Consider the following 20,254-nt stretch of genomic DNA (forward strand, 5'->3'; position numbering starts at 1 on the left):
AGTTGAATAAAAAGAGTTAATAAAAGAGGGGAATATCCTTCTAAAATAGAAAAGTATAAAATTAAATGGCAAATATTATGAATTCTCTTTTAGAAGGAGTGTTACAAATATGGTTCACGCAAAAGATGTTATATCTGATCAGTTGTTAGCCAATGCTAATGAGCAAAGTTGGTATGTACCCTTTTCAGTATCAGTTGAAAACTTGACAGAGGAAGAAGCTTTTTGGAAGGTTAGTGAAGAAAGTAATAGTATTGTCGAAATAGTACAACACTTGCTATATTGGAATGAAACGTGGCAAACAAGGTATAAAAAATCTAGTGTTCATGTGGTTCCAACAGTAGGAAATAATGAAAGTACGTTTATCATTCAAAACAATAAAACATTTGATGATCTTCAAAAACAACTTTTAGAAGTTCTTTTACATTGGCAAGACATATTAAAGAAAAAGTAGCTAGAAAGTGATGTTCAAGGATTTTCCGATACCAAATGGTGGGAGGTATTAGGGAGTGTAACGACACATAATGCGTATCATATTGGTCAAATTATTTATATTAGGAAGATACAAAAAAGCTGGAATCACAGCAACAAGTGATAGTTGGGTGGATCGTATTTCTTTCTCAAAATAGAAAGAGATTGTCCCACACTGGTTCTTTTGGAATGTTGTTAAGTACAAGTTACAGAGGTATGGGAATTGGAAAAAGTCTTATGAAAGAATTATTAGACTGGGCAAAAAAGAACCCTTTAATTGAAAAGGTAAGTTTAGGGTATTCTCAACAAATCATAGGGCAATAGTCTTGTGCAAAAGTATGGGGTTCGTTGAAGAAGGACGTAAAATTAAAGAATTTAAGATCGATGAAAATGAATATGTTGACGACATTCTTATGTGCAAATTAGTTTATTAATAAGCTGAACGGGTTTTAGGAGTTAAGGCTGTCTCGGCAGCCTTTTTCTAATTGAACTATCCGGATTTGCTGGATGCATAACCTACTACTAGCTGAAATAGTAATCAGAAAATCCGGATATGAATTTTTGAAGTCCATTCTTAATCATTTAACCTATGACCAAGAACACTTTCATCACTTGCATATTATGGTAAAATTATATGATAATAAAATAGTTTGAAAGGTTTGTGAGTTTATATGATAACAGCTGTTATTCATGGTATTATTTTGGCTTTTGGACTTATACTTCCATTGGGCGTTCAAAATGTTTTTGTTTTTAATCAAGGTGCAACTCAGGACAAGTTTAGTAGAACTTTACCAGTAATAATCACGGCATCTATTTGTGACACTTTACTTATATCTTTAGCTGTTTTAGGTGTATCAGTCATTGTTTTAGGTATTTACTGGATAAAGGTAGTTTTATTAACCGTTGGAATTATATTTTTAGGTTATATGGGCTACGTAACTTGGAAAAGTAAGCCGAGTACATATTCATCTGATGAAAAAGCACTTGCTCCCAAAAGACAAATTGCTTTTGCGGCCTCAGTCTCGTTGTTAAATCCTCATGCAATTATGGATACGATCGGGGTAATTGGAACGAGTTCAATATCGTACTCAGGTATAGGGAAACTAGGGTTTACTTTAGCTTGTATTGTAACGTCTTGGATATGGTTTTTTTCTCTTGCATTCGTTGGAAGGCAAGTTGGAAGGTTAAATAATTCAGGAGGTTTTATTTCTACTTTAAATAAGATATCAGCTCTAATTATGTGGGGAACAGCAATATATTTACTTTTTACATTTATTCGTTAAGTGAAACTTTGAACAACATTTTAAACAAGGTTTGAAATTGCCACTTAGAGTACCACCGATAACATTTACTCATTACTTCGGTAGATTTAATGATTTAGATGGGGACATGAATAACTCTTTCTGAAGTGGAATTTATAAGTGATCAATCACCTGAAAATCATTACAAAATTGATGTTAGACCTGTTAATCAAAAAATTCCAATTAGGGAAAAGTATGTTTTAAATGTCTTTAAGTTAAAGAGCGGAAATGATGCAACATATATGAAGATTGCGGGTTTTAATGTATTGGTTTTTGAAAGAGATAGTTGGCAATATATGCTTAGTGTTGATAAAAGGGTTTCTGATAAAGTGACTCCCGAAACCTTAGTTCAGATAGCGATTCTATTGATTATCCCACTGAACGAAGTAGTTCGTTGTTAAAGTAGAATAAAAAGGATTTGTAGTTCAATTGATTCAGGTTTAACCACTAAAAAAAGGATTCGTTTGCTCTTTAGCATTCGAATCCTTTTTTTAATCCTTTTAATTTGCAACTTCCTTTTCAATTAATGCGATGTGTCCTTCTCCCCAACTGCACATAGCATCCAAAATAGGACGAAGAGACCAGCCATACTCTGTTAAAGAATAAACAACCTTCGGCGGAACCTGATCAAAAACTGTGCGATTCACCACACCATCCGCCTCAAGTTCACGAAGCTGCTGAGTCAGCATTTTTTGCGTGATGCCGGGCATGAGCTTTTTCAATTCACTCGTTCGTCTTTCTCCTTTAATTAAGTGACACATAATAACGACTTTCCACTTTCCGCCGATCACATCAAGTGTGGCTTCTACGGGAATATTGTAAGCCATGTTAATCCCTCCTTATTTATACTTATATAGGCACTTAAAGGTGCCTACATTACTTTAAAGTGCGTACTTTTCTTTTTTTACTATTGAAGTGATAATAACATACATAGCTGGGAAACAAAAGGACGAAAACGACCATAGGTACCTATAGGTTCCTACGTTACTTTAAAGTGCATACTATTATTTTTATATTGTATCTTTCATAATAGCGTTCATAGGCAGCGTAATGAAAATTTGCAAGGCGCCAAATTACACTGTCCAATAAAAATTACAAGGAGGATTCATTGATGAATTCAACTGCTATAAATAAACAAGAAAAAAAAGGTGGCACCGCCGCGTTAATGGCACTGGCAATTAGTGCATTTGGAATTGGTACGACAGAATTTGTACCTGTTGGTTTACTTTCTTCTTTAGCTGATGATTTAAATATTTCAATTACCCTTGCTGGTTTATTAATATCTGGTTATGCAATGGGTGTTGCAATTGGAGCACCAATTCTTACTGCGTTAACTAATAAAATAAGTAGAAAAACATTATTGATGGTATTAATGCTCGTATTTATTGTTGGAAACTCAGTCGCTGCTTTGTCGACAAGTTTTGAATTGTTGTTAGTAGCTAGGTTCATTACTGCATTTTCTCACGGGGTATTTTTCTCAATCGGGTCTACGATTGCAGCAGACCTTGTTCCAGAAAACAAACGGGCTAGCGCGATTGCATTTATGTTTACAGGATTAACAGTTGCCACAGTCACGGGTGTTCCATTAGGTACATTTATTGGTCAAGCATTTGGATGGAGAGCAACGTTCTGGGCGGTTGCACTTCTAGGCGTCATTGCAATTATAGCAAGTGCCATTCTAGTTCCTAAAAACCTTAAACAAGCTCCACCATCAAAATTAAGTGATAACGTTAAAATATTAACAAACGGTCCATTACTCTTAGCATTTTCAATTACAGCTTTAGGATATGGCGGTACATTTGTAGCGTTTACGTACCTTGCACCAATTTTAGAAGATATTACTGGTTTCGCACCAAGTGCAGTTAGTTTTATCTTACTTATTTACGGTCTAGCTGTAGCGATTGGTAATACGATTGGCGGAAAGGCAGCCAATAAAAATCCGTTAAAAGCCTTGTTTTGGATGTTCTTAATTCAAGCAATCGTACTGATTATTCTAACGTTCACAGCACCATTTAAAGTGGTAGGAATTATTACACTATTCTTCTTAGGCTTATTAGCATTCATGAGTGTTCCTGGATTGCAAATTTATGTCGTTCAATTAGCTGAAAAACATGTACCTTCAGCAGTTGATATCGCCTCTGCCTTAAATATCGCTGCGTTTAACGTTGGAATCGCAATAGGTGCTTTTGTAGGAGGACTAATCGTAGATTCAATCGGGTTAATTCATACACCTTGGATTGGTGGTGTGATGGTTTTTGGAGCTGTCCTTCTTACAATGTGGAGTTCTTCTTTAGAAAGAAATCTAGAGAAATGATAAAGTAGTTTAGGTTCCACTTTTTAGGGGGTGATAGATAAAAGCATATCAATTAGAAGAATGATAGGAAGAATACAACTAAAAAAGGAGTTTATATGATTAATAAAATAGATGATAAAGTAACTTTATCCAACGGAGTTGAAATGCCGTGGTTCGGGCTAGGTGTATTTCAGGTAGAGGATGGACAAATCGTCGTAGATTCTGTAAAAGCAGCTATTCGTAATGGGTATCGCAGTATTGATACAGCAGCCATCTATGAAAATGAAGAAGGAGTAGGACAAGGCATCAAAGAGGCAATCGCAGAAACAGGGATTAAGCGTGAAGAGTTATTTATTACATCAAAAGTTTGGAATGCTGATCTGGGATATGAGTCTACTTTGAGCGCTTTTGAAGATAGTTTAAAAAGGTTAGGACTTGATTACTTAGATCTATATTTAATTCATTGGCCAGTTGAAGGGAAATTCGTTGAGTCCTGGAAAGCACTTGAAACTTTATATAAAACAGGAAAAGTAAAAGCAATCGGGATGAGTAATTTTCAAATTCACCATCTAAAAGAGGTAATAAAGAATGCTGAAATCATGCCAATGATTAATCAAGTAGAACTACATCCTCTTTTAAATCAAGAGGAACTAAGAAAGTTCTTAAAAGAAAACTCTATTCAGGTAGAGGCTTGGGCTCCACTAATGCAAGGGCAATTATTTGAAAATGAAACTTTATTAACGATAGCCAAAAAACATAATAAATCGATTGCTCAAGTTGTATTACGTTGGCATCTACAAAATGGAGTGGTCATTATTCCAAAATCTATAAAAGAGCACCGTATCCAAGAAAATGGTGACTTGTTTAATTTTGAATTGTCTGAAGAGGATATGAAGCAGATCAATTCTCTTAACCAAAATCATCGTGTAGGACCAGATCCTGATAATTTTGATTTTTAAATAATATAGCCGAAGTAAAACAACAAACGCCCCAGCAGATATTCGTCTGTTGGGGTTTTTCTAAAGGAAACAAAAATCTACTGTTTGGTAATCTGCGGCATACTTCCCGAAGTAATTCTGCCATTTTGCTCTAAACCATTTCAAACTAAAGTCTCAAAAGATGAAGTAATGTCGATAACAAATCATTTTTTAGTTTTCCTTGATGCCAGGTGCCAGTACCGTTCATGAATTACGAATATGGTGACTGACTTAATTTTGGTAAGGTTCTGTGATGCAGGTGAATAGTGCTAGTTTATTTTCTTTCGATAACTCTCTCAACTTCCCTAACTATCGTATGTGCATCTAGCCCATACACCTTTTTCAAATAATCAGTCTGCCCTACTTGCCCAAAGCGTTCGCGAACACCAACTCGGTATAGAGGGACTGGGTAATGTTCAGCAAGAGCTTCAGCCACAGCGCTGCCAAGTCCGCCGTTTACATTATGATTCTCTGCAGTGACGACAGCCCCTGTTGCTTTGGCAGCCTCAATAAGAGTTTCTATATCTAAAGGTTTAATTGAAAACATGTCAATAACGGTTGCATCTATGCCTTGTTGAGAAAGTAGATCAGCTGCTTTTAAACTTTCAGCTACCATAATCCCCGATGAAACAATGGTTACATCTTTGCCATTACGCAGTACTTTGGCTTTTTCAAATGATTCATTTTCATCATAAAGGTTGACCGCTTTCTTCCGAATTGTGCGGATATAATGAACACCCCCGTCTTTATATGCTTTTTTCAGTAAATATTTAAATTGATGTGCATCACTTGCTTCATAAACATGAGCATTTGGAACTTCGCGCATAAGACCAATGTCTTCAAACGTCATATGCGTCCCCCCATTATGTTCTGCTGTGACTCCAGCATCAGATCCAACGATCACAGCGTTAAGCTGCGCATAACCAAGAGAAACGAAAAGTTGGTCAAAAGCACGTCTGGTAACAAACTGACCAAAAGAGTGAATAAAAGGTTTGCGCCCTACAACTGAAAGACCTGCTGCAAGACCCATCATATTGGCTTCCATGATACCGACATTCACATACTGACCTGGAAGTTCAGACTCCAGTCTGCTTGTGGACATGGCTGAGCTTAAATCAGCTTCGAGCGCGATGACACGATCATCTTTCTTGGCTAATTCATGTACTGTATCGGCGTATGTTTGACGCATTTCCTTTTGGTCTAGGGCAGAAGAAAATGTCATTGGTTTTGACCTCCTTCGAGTACTTTCTCTAGTTCTTCTAGAGTAGAGTTGATAGCACTCATGTCTACTTCTGTTGGGCGTATATGGTGATTGTCAGCTTTTTTCTCTAGATACGGGACACCTTGCCCTTTAATTGTATCCAGCACAATGGCTGTTGGTTTACCAGTACGTTTCTTAGCACGTTCTACGGCTGCATCAATTTCTTCGAGATTTGCTCCATCGACTAGCTCTGCAGCAAATCCAAAAGCTTTCATTTTCTCTACAAAATCAAATGGATTCATAATATCAATGGTTAGACCGTCGAGCTGTTTTTTATTATCGTCAATGAAGACGATTAAATTTTCGAGCTGATGATGAGCAGCGAATTGGAACGCTTCCCAACATTGCCCTTCATTTAATTCGCCGTCGCCAACAATGGCATATGTGTAATTCGTGCGTCCATCAAGCTTATTTCCAAAAGCGATTCCTGTTGCTGCTGATATACCTTGGCCAAGAGACCCGGTTGTCATTTCGACACCTGGTGTTAAGTTACGATCGGGATGTGAGGGCAGAGTCGTACCGTTCTGATTAAGAGTATAAAGGGTTTCTTCTGAGAAGAATTTTTTTAGAAAAAGTGTTGCATAGAGAGCGGGACCCCCGTGACCTTTTGAGAGCACGAAGTAGTCACGGTCTGGATTTTTAGCATCATCTGGCTCAACGTGAATGTGTTTGCCGTATAGAACAGCAAGCACTTCCACAATGGAAAGGCTGCCTCCATAATGACCAAAGCCGATTGCCTTTAATTCTTTAAGGGTATAGTAACGGATTTGATTGGCGAAAAATTGCAAATCTGTTTGTGTTGCTAGCATGTTATTTAGCCTCCTTGAAAGGTTCATTATTTGCTTGAATTTTTTTTGTGCGTTTAAAGCTGAGAGCAAACATAGCTCCTAGGATAGCAATTAGGCTGATAACAATGCCAGTTTGCCCAACATAATTAGCAAGTGTACCGAAGAAGATTCCAGCAACACCAAAGTCCGTATCAGAGAAGGTTGAGTTTGCGAATCCAAGGTCTCCTAAAACTGGTAAGAGGAAAAGCGGAAGAAAACTTATGATAATCCCGTTAATAAAGGAACCGGTAATTGATCCACGCACGCCCCCAGTTGCATTCCCAATAACACCCGCTGCTGCCCCCGTAAAAAAATGTGGCACAACGCCTGGAAGAATCATAACCGTTCCGATTAGAGACATCATCAGTAGACTAAAAAGTCCACCTGCGAAGCTAGCGAAAAATCCTATGAGTACTGCATTAGGTGCATACGTGTAAATGATTGGAACATCAAGAGCAGGTTTTGCATTAGGAACAATACGCTGAGAGATTCCTTTGAATGCAGGTACAATTTCTGCAAGGACAAGACGTACACCTGACAAGATTACGAATACACCAGCTGCGAATGTACCAGCTTGAATTAATGAGAAAACCAGGTAGTTCGTTCCATTACTCAAATCTGCTTCGATATAAGTTGGTCCTGCAAAAATTGCGACAATTAAATAGATCATCGTCATTGTTAGTGCAATACTAACCGTTGAATCTCGAAGAAAACCAAGTCCTTTTGGAAAAGGGATGTTTTCAGTAGAACGAGAATTTTTTCCTTTCACAAGCTTGCCAATCAACCCGCTTGCTGCATAGCCAATCCCACTAAAATGACCAAGTGCAACGTTGTTATTCCCAGTTACTTGACAGACAAATGGCTGGATAATAGCTGGAGAGAGGGTCATGATAATTCCAAGGGCAAGACCAGCAGTTACAATAAGAGAAAATGAGGTGAAGCCGGCTACCGTGAAAATTACCGCTAGCATACATGCCATATAAAGAGTGTGATGACCGGTTAAAAAGATATACTTAAAGCGCGTAAAACGGGCGATTAACACATTAAAAACCATACCGAAGAACATAATGAGAGCTGTACTTGATCCATATTCATTAAGTGCTAGAGCAACAATTGCCTCATTGTTTGGTACGACACCGCTTACATTAAAGGCTTGTTGAAACATTTCACCAAAGGGAGCAAGTGCACCTTGCAAGATACCTGCTCCGGCGGAAATGACAAGAAAACCGACAAATGTTTTAGTTGTTCCTTTCAATGTATCTGGGATGTTTTTACGCTGTGCGAGTAAGCCAATAAGTGCAATCATCGCAACAAGAATCGCAGGTTGACTTAGAATATCAACGATTACGTTAAGGAACCCATTCATGAATCTTCCTCCTCATTTAAAATCAAATTTTTTGTCTTTGTTTCATTACAGCTGTCACTTTTTCCCTTAGTTCATCCATATCAATAATGCTATCTAAAATAATCACCTCACCAAGATGACTACCTCCTTCTGCGATATCTTTTGCTAAAAAAAACACATCAGCATCGCCTGGCGTTGCTGAGCTTAAATCTGAATGACTAACTTCAACATCTTGCACACCCAGTTCACCTAAAATTTGCTGGATATTCATCTCCACCATAAAACTTGTTCCTAAACCTGATCCACAAACCGCTAATATTTTCATAATACGACCTCCTTGTTTTTAATAAACGCATGCAATTCTTCGGGACTTTGCATCTCTTTTAACGTTTCGATTGCTTCATTATTAGATAGAAGTGTAGTAAGCTGCGAAAGTGCTTTTAAATGTGTTTGACTGTCAATTGCCGCGAGACATATAAAGAGTTCCACTGGGTAATTCTCATCATCTAGCAAATAAACAGGGCGACTGACTCTAAGGAGAGACATACCTACTTGATTCACACCATCTTCAGGACGAGCATGTGGAATAGCAATGCCTTTACCAATATAGATATACGTCCCATTTTCTTTTACTTTTTTAACCATTGCTTCTATATAGCTACTTTCAACGCGTCCGTTGTTCGCCAGTGGACTTGCGCTAAGCTTAATGGCTTCTTCCCAGTTCAGGGACTCATTTGTGAATTGCATCATGTTTTCTGTTAATAGTTCCGAGAGCATTGGCTGGTAGTTCCTTTCTGGTGAAGTATTTGACCATAATTTCGAAAAAAGTGCTTCGTAAAGAGCTTTTTCATTTTTTACATCGGCATAACGATGGATCGTTGCCATGATTTCTTCCATTGAAACATTCCATACAACAAGATCTGGTATGTGTCGACCCACAGCTTGAATAAGTTGATTTTTCTCAACTGCCGTAAGCAAAGGTGGAATAACATGAACAGGATTAGAGCAAGCGAGCGGAACAGTCGAAAATACGACATCGTAACTTGCTGGATCAACACTCATGAATTCCTCAATCGAATAGTTCTGCGTAAAGGTCAACTTAGGAAAAAGCTGAGAAAGCTGGGTTCGCATCATAAGAGATGAACTGACACCATTCAAGCATACAAGTATCGCCTTATATTCATTCGGCTTTGCGAGCTTAAATTGGCTCCCAAAATGAATGGTGAAAAAACCGACCTCTTCCGCAGAAATAGGTTGTTTTGTTCTAGCTGCAAGTGGTTGAAGAGCCTCCTTTACAATCGCATATAATTCAGCTTGCTGTGATTGGATTTTCTCAATCAGAGGATTTGAAATCGGTACACGAAATTGAATACGGTAATAAGCTGGAACAAGATGCTGATAGAGCGTACGTTGTAATTCAGCTCTGTTTGGAATCTCAACAAATGTTTGTCTTTCTACACTTTCTATTAATTCAGACGCCATTTTTTCAAGAAAAGGGTAAAACATATCCTTCATAGAACCTTGAACAGCGGCAAGAAGCTGAATCGTGACAAACATAGCCTCCTCAATACTTGGGTGATGAAACAGTTCATTTGCTAGTGAATCTCCGACCGTATAAAGAGGATGTTTAGTAATGACTGCCGACTGTTCCTCTGTATAGAGTATCGTCTGTCGCTGCTGCCTTATCTGGATAAAAGCAAGAAAATAAGCCAGTTCGTCTAACCGATCCGTGACGTAGTGAATCTTATTTTCCTTAGCTGTCCTTTCAAACAACTCTCGAATTAGCTCATAGTTAAAGCTTACTTTCCATTCTGAAAATAGGTTCTGCAGGGCCTTTTCAGCAAAAGGAAATGGTAATATCCGATTAATGGAAATTGCTGCAAGTCTACGTTTGTTTTCTTCTAGTCCCCATAAGTGATATCCCTCTGATCTTGAATAAAGAAGATCAACTTCTTCCTCTTCACAAAGCTTTCGAACCTTCTTGATGTCACTTAAGGCTGTGTTTTTGCTTACGTTTAGAACCAGTAGGTAATGTAAATTAGACACAGGCTCCTGCCGAATAAAGGTATAGAGGTAAATGAGATACATCCGCTGCTCTTCTGAATATACAAGCTGCTTATCAGAAATTACATCAAACGGTATAGACTTAAGCAATGAATCTGGTACATTAAGATTCATTCCATCCAATTGGACAATCGACAAGCCTAATTCCATTAAACCATCATTCATTTTCTTTAGATCGTAGTGAAACTGTCTGTTTGATAGTTTTAATTTACGTCTTAGCTCTGGTACATTTTTCTCTGGGTAAGAGAGAAGCTCTTCAAGAAGCTGGGTAGATCGGTAATCAAACATAAAATTGAATGCCTTCTCCTTGTCATAATTATAAAACGCTTACATTGCAAAGAAAAGAATTGTTGAGTCCAATTAATGTTAGAGATATAGGAACAGATTGGGTTGAATACTGTAAGTGAATTAATAGATAAAGAGAGGGGAAATAAAAGAATAGAAGACCAATTCTTTGGGTAAAGCCTAGAGAATTGGTCTTCTATTTATAGTGTTTGATCGTTTCCGAACTCAGCCTCATGCTTCAAACCGTTTATCTCCTCTTCTGCAAATGAGACAAAGCCAACGCCCCAACCAAAATACTTCCCTTTAAAATATCCTGCGCATAATAAGGAACATTCATCATCGTCAGTCCGTTCAACAGAACCCCAATTAAAATAGCTCCGAAAAACGTCCCAATCACATTTGGTTTACCTGCACCGAAAACGGAAAATCCGATAAACGCTGCAGCCACGCCGTCCATTAGTAAAGGAGCACCCGCTGAAACTTGTCCTGTTCCAATTCTAGAAGCAAGAATGATCCCAGCTATCCCAGCGAACACACCACTAATCATGTAAGCGTAAGTTCTGTAACGATTAACTGGAATCCCAGAAAGACGGGCTGCTTCACGATTTCCGCCCGTCATGTAAAACAATCTTCCAGGTCTTGTGTAAGTTAAAAAGAGATGGACTGCGATTACAGTTAGAATCATAAAAAGTGCTGAAAAAGGAATGTTAAATACTTCGCCTTGTCCGATAAACAAGAAGGAGGGAATGAATTTCCCAGTTGCTGTGCCGCCTTCTTCTAACGGCATGTTGTTATAAATTGAATATCCTTTTGTATAGGTAAGATGAATTCCATTGATTACATACATAACAGCAAGTGTTGCTAGTAAATCTGGTAATTTTAACTTTACGACCAGTAGGGCATTGATTAACCCGACGAGACAGCCTAAGATTATTGGAATGAGTAGGGCAACGAGCAATTCTTGACGGTACAATACTAAAGATGCTGCGCTTCCAATGGTTGCTAAGCTGACTGTTGATCCGACAGATAAATCAAATCCGTCCACGATTAATGAAAAAGTAATCCCAATTGCGACGAAGGTTACAATTGAAATGGATCTCAAGATATCACTAAAGTTTGAATAAGAGAAAAACTCATCAATTGCGATGCTGAAAAATAATGTAATTCCTAAGATCACGAGCAGTGTTCCGTGTTTAAAAAGAAAGTGGAGTAGGTAATCTTTCTTCGAGATCTTCGTTTCTTGAATGATGGTTTGCTCCATTTTCATCACCTCCGGTTGCGTAGTAGACGAGCTTTTCAAAAGTTGCTTCTTCTCTTGAGAGGGTTTTAACGATCTTTCCATCGTAGAGAATGACGATCTTATCCGATAAATCAAGGAGCTCCTGCCATTCACTTGAAAAATAAAGGACACCCTTGCCTTGTTCAGTTAAATCATGAATAATTTCAAATACTTCTTTCTTTGCATGAACATCAATACCTTTTGTCGGTTCGTCGAAAAGAAAGATAGACGAGTCGGTTTGAAGCCATTTGCCAATAACAACCTTTTGTTGATTACCGCCACTAAGCAATCGAGCTGGGATAGTTGTTGAATTAGGCTTAATATTTAACCTGTTAATTAAATCAGCTGCTAAGCCTTTTTCCTTGTTTTTTTGAATCCATTGAAAAGACGTAAACTGTTTTAAAAGCTGTAACGTAACATTGACGGAGACAGATTCATCTACGAACAATCCTTGTCGTCTTCGTTCTTCTGGAATTAAGGCGATACCTGCTTTGATTGCGTCAGCAGGGGAAGACACTTGAGCTTTATTTCCGTTGATTTCCATCTTGCCCTTTGCTTTGCTTAGGCCGAAGATCGCCTCTGCTAATTCAGTTTTTCCTGCGCCTACTAATCCAGCTACTCCAACAATTTCACCTTCATGTAATGTAAGGTTCACTGAAGACTTCTTATGAGGAATCTCTAGATCAGTTAATTGAAGCAACTTCTTTTCAGAGATAGACCTAGTTTGTTTTTTCGATGTATCAAATGACTTTCCGACCATATGCTGAATCATTTCATCAATTGAAAGAGAAGAAGATCCAGTATACTCAACTGCACCATCCCGTAAAATCGTCACAGAATCACAGATTTCTTTAATCTCAGACAAACGATGAGAAATATAAATAATTGAGACGCCCTCATTCTTTAGTTGGCGTATGATTTGGAAAAGAATTGCTGTTTCTGTTTCACTTAAAGGAGCGGTTGGCTCGTCTAAAATAATGTAGGTGGCAGAGGATGAAAGAACCTTTGCTAAAAGAATTAACTGCTTTTCTTGAAGTGAGCAATTTTGAATTAGTTCATTTACATCTAGAGAAAGCTGAACTCGTTTGAGTGCTTTGTTTGCGATTGTTTTTTGTTCTTTTTTTGAAATGAAAAGCTTTTTTTGCTCATTGAGATTTGTGATATTTTCATAGATTGGCAGAGTAGGGAAGAGGGAGGTGTCGACTTCTTGAACAACCATGCCGATCCCTGAATGAATAGCGTCTAGCGGACTTTGAAATTGGACGCTTTTCGAATCAATCGTCATGCTTCCGCTAGTCGGCTGTTCATCTCCTGATAGTATTTTCATTAATGTGCTTTTTCCAGCACCATTCATTCCAAGTAAAGCGTGAACTTCTCCTTTTTTTACGGAAAAGTTCACACCTTTTAGGACCTCATTCGAATCAAATGATTTATGGATGTCTTTCATGGAGAGAGAGCTCATCATTTGTTCCCCTTTTCTTCAAGTCCTTCCATCCAAGGTGATGTAGCAACGGTTGATTGTCCCCAACCAGGAACATGCTCTGAAAGACTTGTCATTTTAATTGATTGATCTGGTAGTGATGAACGCTCGACCAAATGTGGTTCTAGTGAGAAAATATTAGGCGTATCTTCACCGGCAATTTTTTGGTAAGCAAAGCGTACTTGCACACGTCCAACCTCAGCAGGATCTGTTGCGGCAGTTGCAACCCATGGGCTATTTGGTTGTTGAATGAGTTCTAAATCTTCGTCACTCAAGTCAATTCCATAGACTTTAATTTCATCACGTCCTGCTTGTTGAATCGCTTTTGTAGCCCCTTTAGCAAACTCATCCCAAGCTGCGAATACTGCGTCAATGTCACCCTTATTCGGGTATTTTTTCAAAATCGCTTCCATTTGAGTTTGGGTATCAAGAGCTGTATTTGCACTTGCGGTTCCAAATTTCGCAACTTCTTTGATGCCGGGATAGCGTTGTTTAAATGCATCATAAATGACATGACGACGTTCCATAGGTGTAAAACCGCCCACCCAAACTGTGACAATGTTTCCTTCACCATTTATATCTTCTGCCATTGTTTTGAGTGATTTCCATGCTAAGCTGTAATCATCTTGATCGATAACAGTTACACCTTCAACATTAATATCACTATCAAATGCGACAACCGGTATGCCTTTTGCAACTGCTTTTTCAACAGGACCTTGAAGAGCTTCTGCACGGCCGTGGTCAATTAAGATTGCGTCGACATTTTGAGTAATTGCAGTATCGACATATGTAGCCATTTTCGATAGGTCGTTGTCTGCGTTGTATATCTGGACCTCGCCGCCGAACTTTTCTACTTGTTCCTTTACACCTGAAATGTATTGAGAAGAGAAGGTTCCGATTGACATTTGCATAATTGCAGCAACCTTGATCGGTTTTTGTACAGCTTCTGGAATCTCAACATTTGATGCAGTTTCCGTTGCAGTTTTTTCACTCGTTTCACTAGATTTCGTTTCTTCTGTTTTTACATCTTTGTCAGCTTCAGTTGTTGATGCAGCCTCCTGCTCACTCGTGCATCCTGCAAGGACCAATAATAGTAGACTTAAAATAATTAATAGGTGCTTAAACTGTTTCATTTTAATTATCCTCCTTGAAAAGCTCTTTTATTTCTTGTTGATAGTTTCCAGTCAGCACGCCTTTTTCCGTAATGATTCCGGTTACGAGTTCATGTGGTGTAACATCAAAAGCTGGATTAAAGACGTTGACTCCTTCTGGTGCAATAGAAACTCCATTAAAATGAGTGACTTCCTTTGGATCTCTTTCCTCAATTGGGATCTCACTTCCGTCTGAAATGGAAGGATCAAAAGTTGAGAGGGGGGCAGCCACATAAAATGGAATTTCGAATGCTTTTGCCAAGATTGCGAGATTATATGTACCAATTTTGTTGGCTGTATCGCCGTTCGCTGCGATGCGATCCGCTCCAACGATAATGGAAGAAATTCCTTTTGTTTTGATGGTGTGGGCTGCCATGTTATCAGTAATTAACGTGACATCCACATCTGCTTGCATCAGCTCCCAAGTGGTAAGTCGAGCACCTTGTAAGACAGGTCGTGTTTCACAGGCAAACACACTTAGTGGGATGTTACGCTCTTTTGCTATGTAAAAGGGAGCGAGAGCAGTGCCGTATTTTGCAGTCGCAATTGAGCCAGCGTTGCAGATCGTCATAATCCGATTGCCGCCCTTGAACAATGAAAGGGCATTCTCACCAATTCGTCTGCATACCTCTTCATCTTCTATTTGAATTTGAATTGCTTCATGTGTTAAAAGAGTTTTTGCTTCATTTACTGAAACAGCAGTTTTGACGCTAGTTAGTAAGCGATTCAAAGCCCAAAATAAGTTAACAGCTGTCGGCCTAGAGCTGGCTAAGTAATCGTGATCCTTTTTTAATGCAGCATAAAAGTCTTCTAGAGATTCCGTTTCATAGGTTAAAGAAGCTTGAGCTAAACCAAAGGCTGCGGTTATCCCGATAGCGGGAGCCCCTCGAACCTTTAGTGTGTGAATAGCGTCCCAGACTTCTTGAACAGTTGTTATTTCCAAGTATTCGTTCACATGTGGGAGCTTTTGTTGATTGAGTAAAATAATTTTTTCATCCTTCCACTCGACTGAACGGGGGATGGTAAAGCTGGCTGTTGTCATGATGTATCTCTCCTTTTATTGGTGTGCGAATGCTGCTGCGTATGATCTGAGTTGATTTGGGTCGGTGATTTCCTTTTTCTTTTTAACTAGTTCGCTTCCGATTGCAAGAGCTGTTTGCTTCGCTTCAATTCTTCTTTCTAAAGGCTCAATGGTGTCTAAGTCAGCAACATGTGCTAAACCGATTGTACGTCGAATCATCTCAACACCAGCATAGCCAATTGCGTCTTCAAACACTTGTGATAATACATCTTCGAGGTAGCCTTCTACTTTTGTAAAAACTTCTAAACTATCGTTTTCCCATGCTTTCGTAAATTCGCGAGTAAAAACGGCCCAGGTTGTTTCAATATGTTTGAACAATACTTCTCTGTTTTCTTCGGCGCGAGATAGTGAGTTTAAGAGTAGGTTGGCGAAGAAGTGTCCAATATCAAAGCCTAGAGGTCCATAATAAGCAAACTCTGGATCAATTACTTTTGTTTTGGATTCACTAGCAAAAATACTACCGGTATGAAGATCACCATGAACAAGAGCTTCAGCACTCGTTAAGAATTTTTGTTTGAGCTTGGCAACCTCTAGTTTTAAATGTGTATCATTCCAGATGCGTTCTACATCAGTCCGTAATTCTTCCTCGAAATTGTTCGATTCAACATCAAAGAATGGATCTGTGAACACGAAATCTTCGGTAATTTTACAAAGATCAGGGTTCGAAAATTGTTTGACCAATTGCTTTTTCTTCCTAGGATCTAACGCATAATCAGATGTGTAAAATAACGTTTTCGCGAGAAATTCTCCGATATGTTCTGAGAGAAGAGGTAGGTCTTTTCCATCAAGTAACGCAGCTCTTGAAATTTGTAGATGAGACAAATCCTCCATCACGGTGATTGCTAAAGATTCGTCTGTATAAAAAATCTTTGGAACTAATGTAGGCACAACTTCTGCTTGTTTTAATAGGGCTGAACTTTCAATGCGAGCGCGGTCTAATGTCAGCGGCCAGCTTTCACCAATTACTTTCGCATAAGGCAAGGCCTGCTTAATAATAATCCCATTGTTTGTCAATTGATCTTTAATGTGAAACACCAAGTTTAAGTTTCCATCGCCAATTTCCTTGCAAGTTAAAACACTGCTATCTTCAAAAAGTTGTAAACGAACAGTCAAAGCAACAGCCGTATTTTCAGTAAGTGGTTCATAAATAGATGATTTAGATACAGTCATTTTTAGATTCCCCCAATGAATTAGTTTGGTGGAGGGGGCTTTTTTAACATAAGAAAAGCCCCTTTCCACAAAAAGAAAGAGGCTTGAAGACTATGCTTCGCACCTCTCATCTGTCAGAAATAAAAAACTTTCTGATGGAATTAGCACCGTGCCTTATGGGGAAACCCCGGCGCAAAATTTCTGCGCCCCATTTCACAATGGTATTATGGTCGGTTGCTGCGGCGTCATTGGGCCAATACCCTCTGCCAACTCTTGATAAGAGATAATGTAGCTTAAAATTCGCCAAACGATAACCTTCGCATTTCTTCGTTGGCTCGTCATTCCGGTGCTCATGTATTACCTATACACTCTGCTCCTCATTCCTTCGCCGCCTCGAACTACTCGGTTCTCCTTCGTCAAATTTTAAGCTTTTATTAAATTGTAAGTTCTAAAGACCACCCTGATAAGCTTCGAATCTCTGCGTTAAATCGTCACTCCGGTGCTCATGTATTACTCATACACTCCGCTCCTCGCTCCTTCGCTGCCTTGATCTTCTCGCTTCTCGAACGTCTTTTTAAAACTCTTATTAAATTATGTAGCTTAAAATTCGCCAAACGATAACCTTCGCATTTCTTCGTTGGCTCGTCATTCCGGTGCTCATGTATTACCTATACACTCTGCTCCTCATTCCTTCGCCGCCTTGAACTACTCGGTTCTCCTTCGTCAAATTTTAAGCTTTTATTAAATTGTCAGTTCTAGAAAAGTAACAACTTAAAACTATGCTATTCCTTTAGTCAAATAGCTTAGCATTTTACTAGCTTGATAAAGGATATTGATAACACTGTAAATTCAGAACTTTTTGTTTTAACAAATTTTGTTTGCTTGATGAGAATCTTACCAATATTATTTTAGAATTGTCAATATGTTTTTTAAATTTATATAAAAACATTTTACACAAGAGCTTGTTGTCAATCGTAAAACTCTGGCAACCGATCTTCAAAGATTGGGATTTGTTTTCGAACTTCTTTTACCTTTTGTAAATCGAGGGAAGCGGAGATAAAACCGCTGTTTTCGTCGGCTTCTGCAAGGATTTCTCCCCATGGATCAATAATCATGGAGTGTCCAGCAAAAACATTGTTTGGGTCACTGCCTGATCGATTGCATGCGATAACATAGCATTGGTTTTCAATTGCACGGCTGAGTAAGAGTGTTCGCCAATGATAGAGCCTAGCAAGTGGCCATTCTGCGACAACGTATAAAATTTCTGCGCCACGTGTTGTGTGGGAACGAATCCATTCTGGGAAGCGAATGTCATAGCAGATGACGCCGGCACTTTTTGTTCCCGCAAGTTCAAATAAGCCTTTTTCCTTACCAGCTATGAGGTGGTGGTGTTCATCCATCAGCTTAAAAATGTGGAGCTTACTGTATTCATGAACGAGTTCTCCGTCTCGATTTGCAACATACATTGTGTTGGTTACACCATCTTGATTTTTTTTTGCAATCGACCCGCCGACAATGTTCACGTTATATTCCTTAGCTAACTCAGAGATAAACTGCTGTGACTTTAAGCCTTCGTGATCAGCAATTTCATCGAGTCTCGTTAAATCATACCCTGTTGTCCAAAGCTCTGGTAACAGAATCACGTCTGGATTTTCTTTTTCGACTGCATCCTTTACTAAATGACTAACTTGTTGATAATTAAAGGTAGGGTCGCCAAATTTTATATCAAGTTGAATACATGTTATAACTAGATTCATCTTTACACCTCTTTTTAAAAAGATACTTTACATGTTGCTACTAACAATATATGATTTGTGATTAGAATTTCAAGAATTTTTTGAGAAGGTGGAAAACGTGAAACATTTCGAGCAATCGCAACTTTTATCATCATTACCAAAACAATTTTTTGCTACGCTTGTTGCAAAAGTAAACGCAATCGTTGAACAAGGACATGATGTGATTAATTTAGGACAAGGTAACCCAGATCAACCAACTCCTGAACATATTGTCAAAGCAATGAAGACAGCTGTAGAAAACCCAATCTATCACAAATATTCACCATTTCGTGGTCAAGCTTTTCTGAAAGAGGCTGTCGCGACTTTTTATGAAAGAGAATATGGTGTGAAGCTGGATCCAACTAGTGAAGTTGCGATTTTATTTGGGGGAAAAGCTGGATTAGTTGAGATTCCACAATGTCTATTAAACCCAGGCGATGTAGCATTAGTTCCAGACCCAGGATATCCCGATTATTGGTCAGGAGTCGAAATGGCTAGAGCAAAAATGGAGTTTATGCCGTTAAAAAAAGAGAATGAATTTTTACCTGTTTATACAGATATAAGACAGGATATAGTTGACGAGGCAAAATTGATGTTTTTAAATTATCCAAACAATCCAACTGGTGCGACTGCTACAGAAGCTTTTTTCGAAGAAACTGTGTCTTTCGCAAAAGAAAACAGCATATGTGTAGTACATGACTTTGCCTATGGTGCGGTAGGTTTTGATGGAAAACAACCAATTAGTTTTTTACAAACAGAAGGTGCTATAGACATAGGGATCGAGATTTATACATTGTCAAAAACGTACAACATGGCAGGTTGGAGGATTGGTTTTGCAGTAGGTAACAAATCTGTTATCGAAGCAATTAATCTATTTCAAGACCACATGTTTGTGAGTGTTTTCAGTGCAGTCCAAGAAGCAGCAGCACAGGCGTTACTTAGCTCACAAGATTGTGTGAAAGAGCTTGTGTCTCTTTATGAAAAGCGAAGAAATGTATTTATAAATGCACTCCAAGAAATTGGCTGGAAGGTAGAGGCGCCACCAGGTTCATTTTTTGCATGGCTACCTGTACCTAACGGATTTACGTCTGAGACATTTGCAGATACGTTGCTTGAAAAAGCACATGTTGTCGTTGCACCGGGCATTGGCTTTGGCGAATTTGGGGAAGGCTATGTCCGCGTTGGTTTGCTAACTTCTGAGGAGCGTTTGCAGGAAGCTGCAGATCGAATTAAAGCATTGAATTTATTTTAAAACACTGTTGACAGTGGAAAAGAATTCTGTCATAATCCTAAGTAATTTCAGTTACGCGAATAGTGTGACAATGAAAATTGTCTAATTAAATAATCACGATACTTCTTATCAAGAGCAGGTGGAGGGACTAGCCCTATGAAACCCGGCAACCGACTTACCAGAGATGGTTAAGCACGGTGCTAATTCTTGCAGCACATGAGCTGATGGATAAGGATTACCCAGAGTACATATGCTTGCGGGCTCCTTCTATTGGTAGAGGGAGTCCG

The 20,254-nt window shown here is 38.7% G+C and carries 17 protein-coding genes, 2 pseudogenes and 2 riboswitches; of the genes and pseudogenes, 7 read left to right on the forward strand and 12 right to left on the reverse strand.

Annotation, left to right across the window (positions count from 1 at the left end; genetic code table 11):
- Positions 1 to 109 precede the first annotated feature (109 nt).
- From ACFFIX_RS03365 to ACFFIX_RS03380, 4 genes and pseudogenes are all read left to right on the forward strand, one after another.
- A pseudogene (locus ACFFIX_RS03365) lies at positions 110 to 592 on the forward strand (DinB family protein).
- Positions 592 to 902: pseudogene (locus tag ACFFIX_RS03370) on the forward strand (GNAT family N-acetyltransferase); the annotation flags it as partial. The pseudogenes ACFFIX_RS03365 and ACFFIX_RS03370, both read left to right, overlap by 1 nt.
- A gap of 237 nt (positions 903 to 1,139) precedes the next feature.
- Complete coding sequence (locus ACFFIX_RS03375; protein ID WP_378930526.1) at positions 1,140 to 1,751, forward strand: LysE/ArgO family amino acid transporter; 612 nt, start codon at positions 1,140 to 1,142, stop codon at positions 1,749 to 1,751.
- A 125-nt stretch (positions 1,752 to 1,876) separates the two neighbouring features.
- On the forward strand, positions 1,877 to 2,170 hold the full coding sequence (locus ACFFIX_RS03380) for a hypothetical protein (RefSeq protein WP_378930528.1): 294 nt from the start codon (positions 1,877 to 1,879) through the stop codon (positions 2,168 to 2,170).
- Between the two features lie 99 nt (positions 2,171 to 2,269).
- Here the strand turns inward: ACFFIX_RS03380 and ACFFIX_RS03385 are convergent, their stop codons facing one another.
- On the reverse strand, positions 2,270 to 2,596 hold the full coding sequence (locus ACFFIX_RS03385; protein WP_378930530.1) for a winged helix-turn-helix transcriptional regulator: 327 nt from the start codon (positions 2,594 to 2,596) through the stop codon (positions 2,270 to 2,272).
- Between the two features lie 284 nt (positions 2,597 to 2,880).
- Here ACFFIX_RS03385 and ACFFIX_RS03390 point away from each other — a divergent pair, with 284 nt between their 5' ends.
- Together ACFFIX_RS03390 and ACFFIX_RS03395 are read left to right on the forward strand one after the other, a co-directional pair.
- Positions 2,881 to 4,083, forward strand: coding sequence for an MFS transporter (locus tag ACFFIX_RS03390; RefSeq protein ID WP_378930532.1), 1,203 nt, complete (start codon positions 2,881 to 2,883; stop codon positions 4,081 to 4,083).
- A gap of 95 nt (positions 4,084 to 4,178) precedes the next feature.
- On the forward strand, positions 4,179 to 5,021 hold the full coding sequence (locus ACFFIX_RS03395; RefSeq protein ID WP_378930533.1) for an aldo/keto reductase: 843 nt from the start codon (positions 4,179 to 4,181) through the stop codon (positions 5,019 to 5,021).
- A gap of 292 nt (positions 5,022 to 5,313) precedes the next feature.
- On the opposite strand, the gene ACFFIX_RS03400 is transcribed toward ACFFIX_RS03395, so the two are convergent.
- The 11 genes from ACFFIX_RS03400 to ACFFIX_RS03450 form a co-directional block, all read right to left on the reverse strand.
- Positions 5,314 to 6,261 (reverse strand): transketolase family protein, encoded by a 948-nt coding sequence (locus ACFFIX_RS03400; protein WP_378930535.1) that lies wholly within the window; start codon positions 6,259 to 6,261, stop codon positions 5,314 to 5,316.
- A complete protein-coding gene (locus tag ACFFIX_RS03405) occupies positions 6,258 to 7,109 on the reverse strand; it encodes a transketolase (protein WP_378930537.1) in 852 nt (283 codons plus the stop codon). Before ACFFIX_RS03405 ends, ACFFIX_RS03400 begins: the two co-directional genes overlap by 4 nt.
- Before the next feature lies 1 nt (position 7,110).
- Positions 7,111 to 8,493, reverse strand: coding sequence for a PTS ascorbate transporter subunit IIC (gene ulaA / locus ACFFIX_RS03410; protein WP_378930539.1), 1,383 nt, complete (start codon positions 8,491 to 8,493; stop codon positions 7,111 to 7,113).
- A gap of 22 nt (positions 8,494 to 8,515) precedes the next feature.
- The gene (locus ACFFIX_RS03415) at positions 8,516 to 8,797 is read right to left on the reverse strand and encodes a PTS sugar transporter subunit IIB (RefSeq protein WP_378930541.1); all 282 of its coding nucleotides are present in this window, start codon (positions 8,795 to 8,797) and stop codon (positions 8,516 to 8,518) included.
- On the reverse strand, positions 8,794 to 10,824 hold the full coding sequence (locus tag ACFFIX_RS03420; protein WP_378930543.1) for a BglG family transcription antiterminator: 2,031 nt from the start codon (positions 10,822 to 10,824) through the stop codon (positions 8,794 to 8,796). The genes ACFFIX_RS03415 and ACFFIX_RS03420 overlap by 4 nt, the downstream gene beginning before the upstream one ends.
- Positions 10,825 to 11,068: 244 nt before the next feature.
- On the reverse strand, positions 11,069 to 12,082 hold the full coding sequence (locus tag ACFFIX_RS03425; RefSeq protein ID WP_378930545.1) for an ABC transporter permease: 1,014 nt from the start codon (positions 12,080 to 12,082) through the stop codon (positions 11,069 to 11,071).
- On the reverse strand, positions 12,015 to 13,562 hold the full coding sequence (locus tag ACFFIX_RS03430; protein ID WP_446686109.1) for a sugar ABC transporter ATP-binding protein: 1,548 nt from the start codon (positions 13,560 to 13,562) through the stop codon (positions 12,015 to 12,017). Before ACFFIX_RS03430 ends, ACFFIX_RS03425 begins: the two co-directional genes overlap by 68 nt.
- A complete protein-coding gene (locus tag ACFFIX_RS03435) occupies positions 13,562 to 14,713 on the reverse strand; it encodes a sugar ABC transporter substrate-binding protein (protein ID WP_378930549.1) in 1,152 nt (383 codons plus the stop codon). Before ACFFIX_RS03435 ends, ACFFIX_RS03430 begins: the two co-directional genes overlap by 1 nt.
- Position 14,714: 1 nt before the next feature.
- Positions 14,715 to 15,773 (reverse strand): S-methyl-5-thioribose-1-phosphate isomerase, encoded by a 1,059-nt coding sequence (mtnA, locus tag ACFFIX_RS03440; RefSeq protein ID WP_378930551.1) that lies wholly within the window; start codon positions 15,771 to 15,773, stop codon positions 14,715 to 14,717.
- Between the two features lie 15 nt (positions 15,774 to 15,788).
- Entirely contained in the window at positions 15,789 to 16,982 is a 1,194-nt protein-coding gene (mtnK, locus tag ACFFIX_RS03445) for an S-methyl-5-thioribose kinase (RefSeq protein WP_378930553.1), read from the reverse strand.
- A 103-nt stretch (positions 16,983 to 17,085) separates the two neighbouring features.
- Positions 17,086 to 17,244: riboswitch (SAM riboswitch) on the reverse strand.
- 685 nt (positions 17,245 to 17,929) lie between these two features.
- A complete protein-coding gene (locus ACFFIX_RS03450) occupies positions 17,930 to 18,718 on the reverse strand; it encodes a carbon-nitrogen family hydrolase (RefSeq protein WP_378930555.1) in 789 nt (262 codons plus the stop codon).
- A 97-nt stretch (positions 18,719 to 18,815) separates the two neighbouring features.
- Between ACFFIX_RS03450 and ACFFIX_RS03455 the strand changes: the two genes are divergently transcribed.
- Positions 18,816 to 19,988 (forward strand): pyridoxal phosphate-dependent aminotransferase, encoded by a 1,173-nt coding sequence (locus ACFFIX_RS03455; protein ID WP_378930557.1) that lies wholly within the window; start codon positions 18,816 to 18,818, stop codon positions 19,986 to 19,988.
- Positions 19,989 to 20,090: 102 nt separating this feature from the next.
- A riboswitch (SAM riboswitch) is annotated at positions 20,091 to 20,202 on the forward strand.
- Positions 20,203 to 20,254: the final 52 nt, after the last annotated feature.

Origin of the sequence: Metabacillus herbersteinensis, assembly GCF_042433335.1 — a bacterium.
Taxonomy (GTDB): Bacteria; Bacillota; Bacilli; order Bacillales; family Bacillaceae; genus Metabacillus; species Metabacillus herbersteinensis.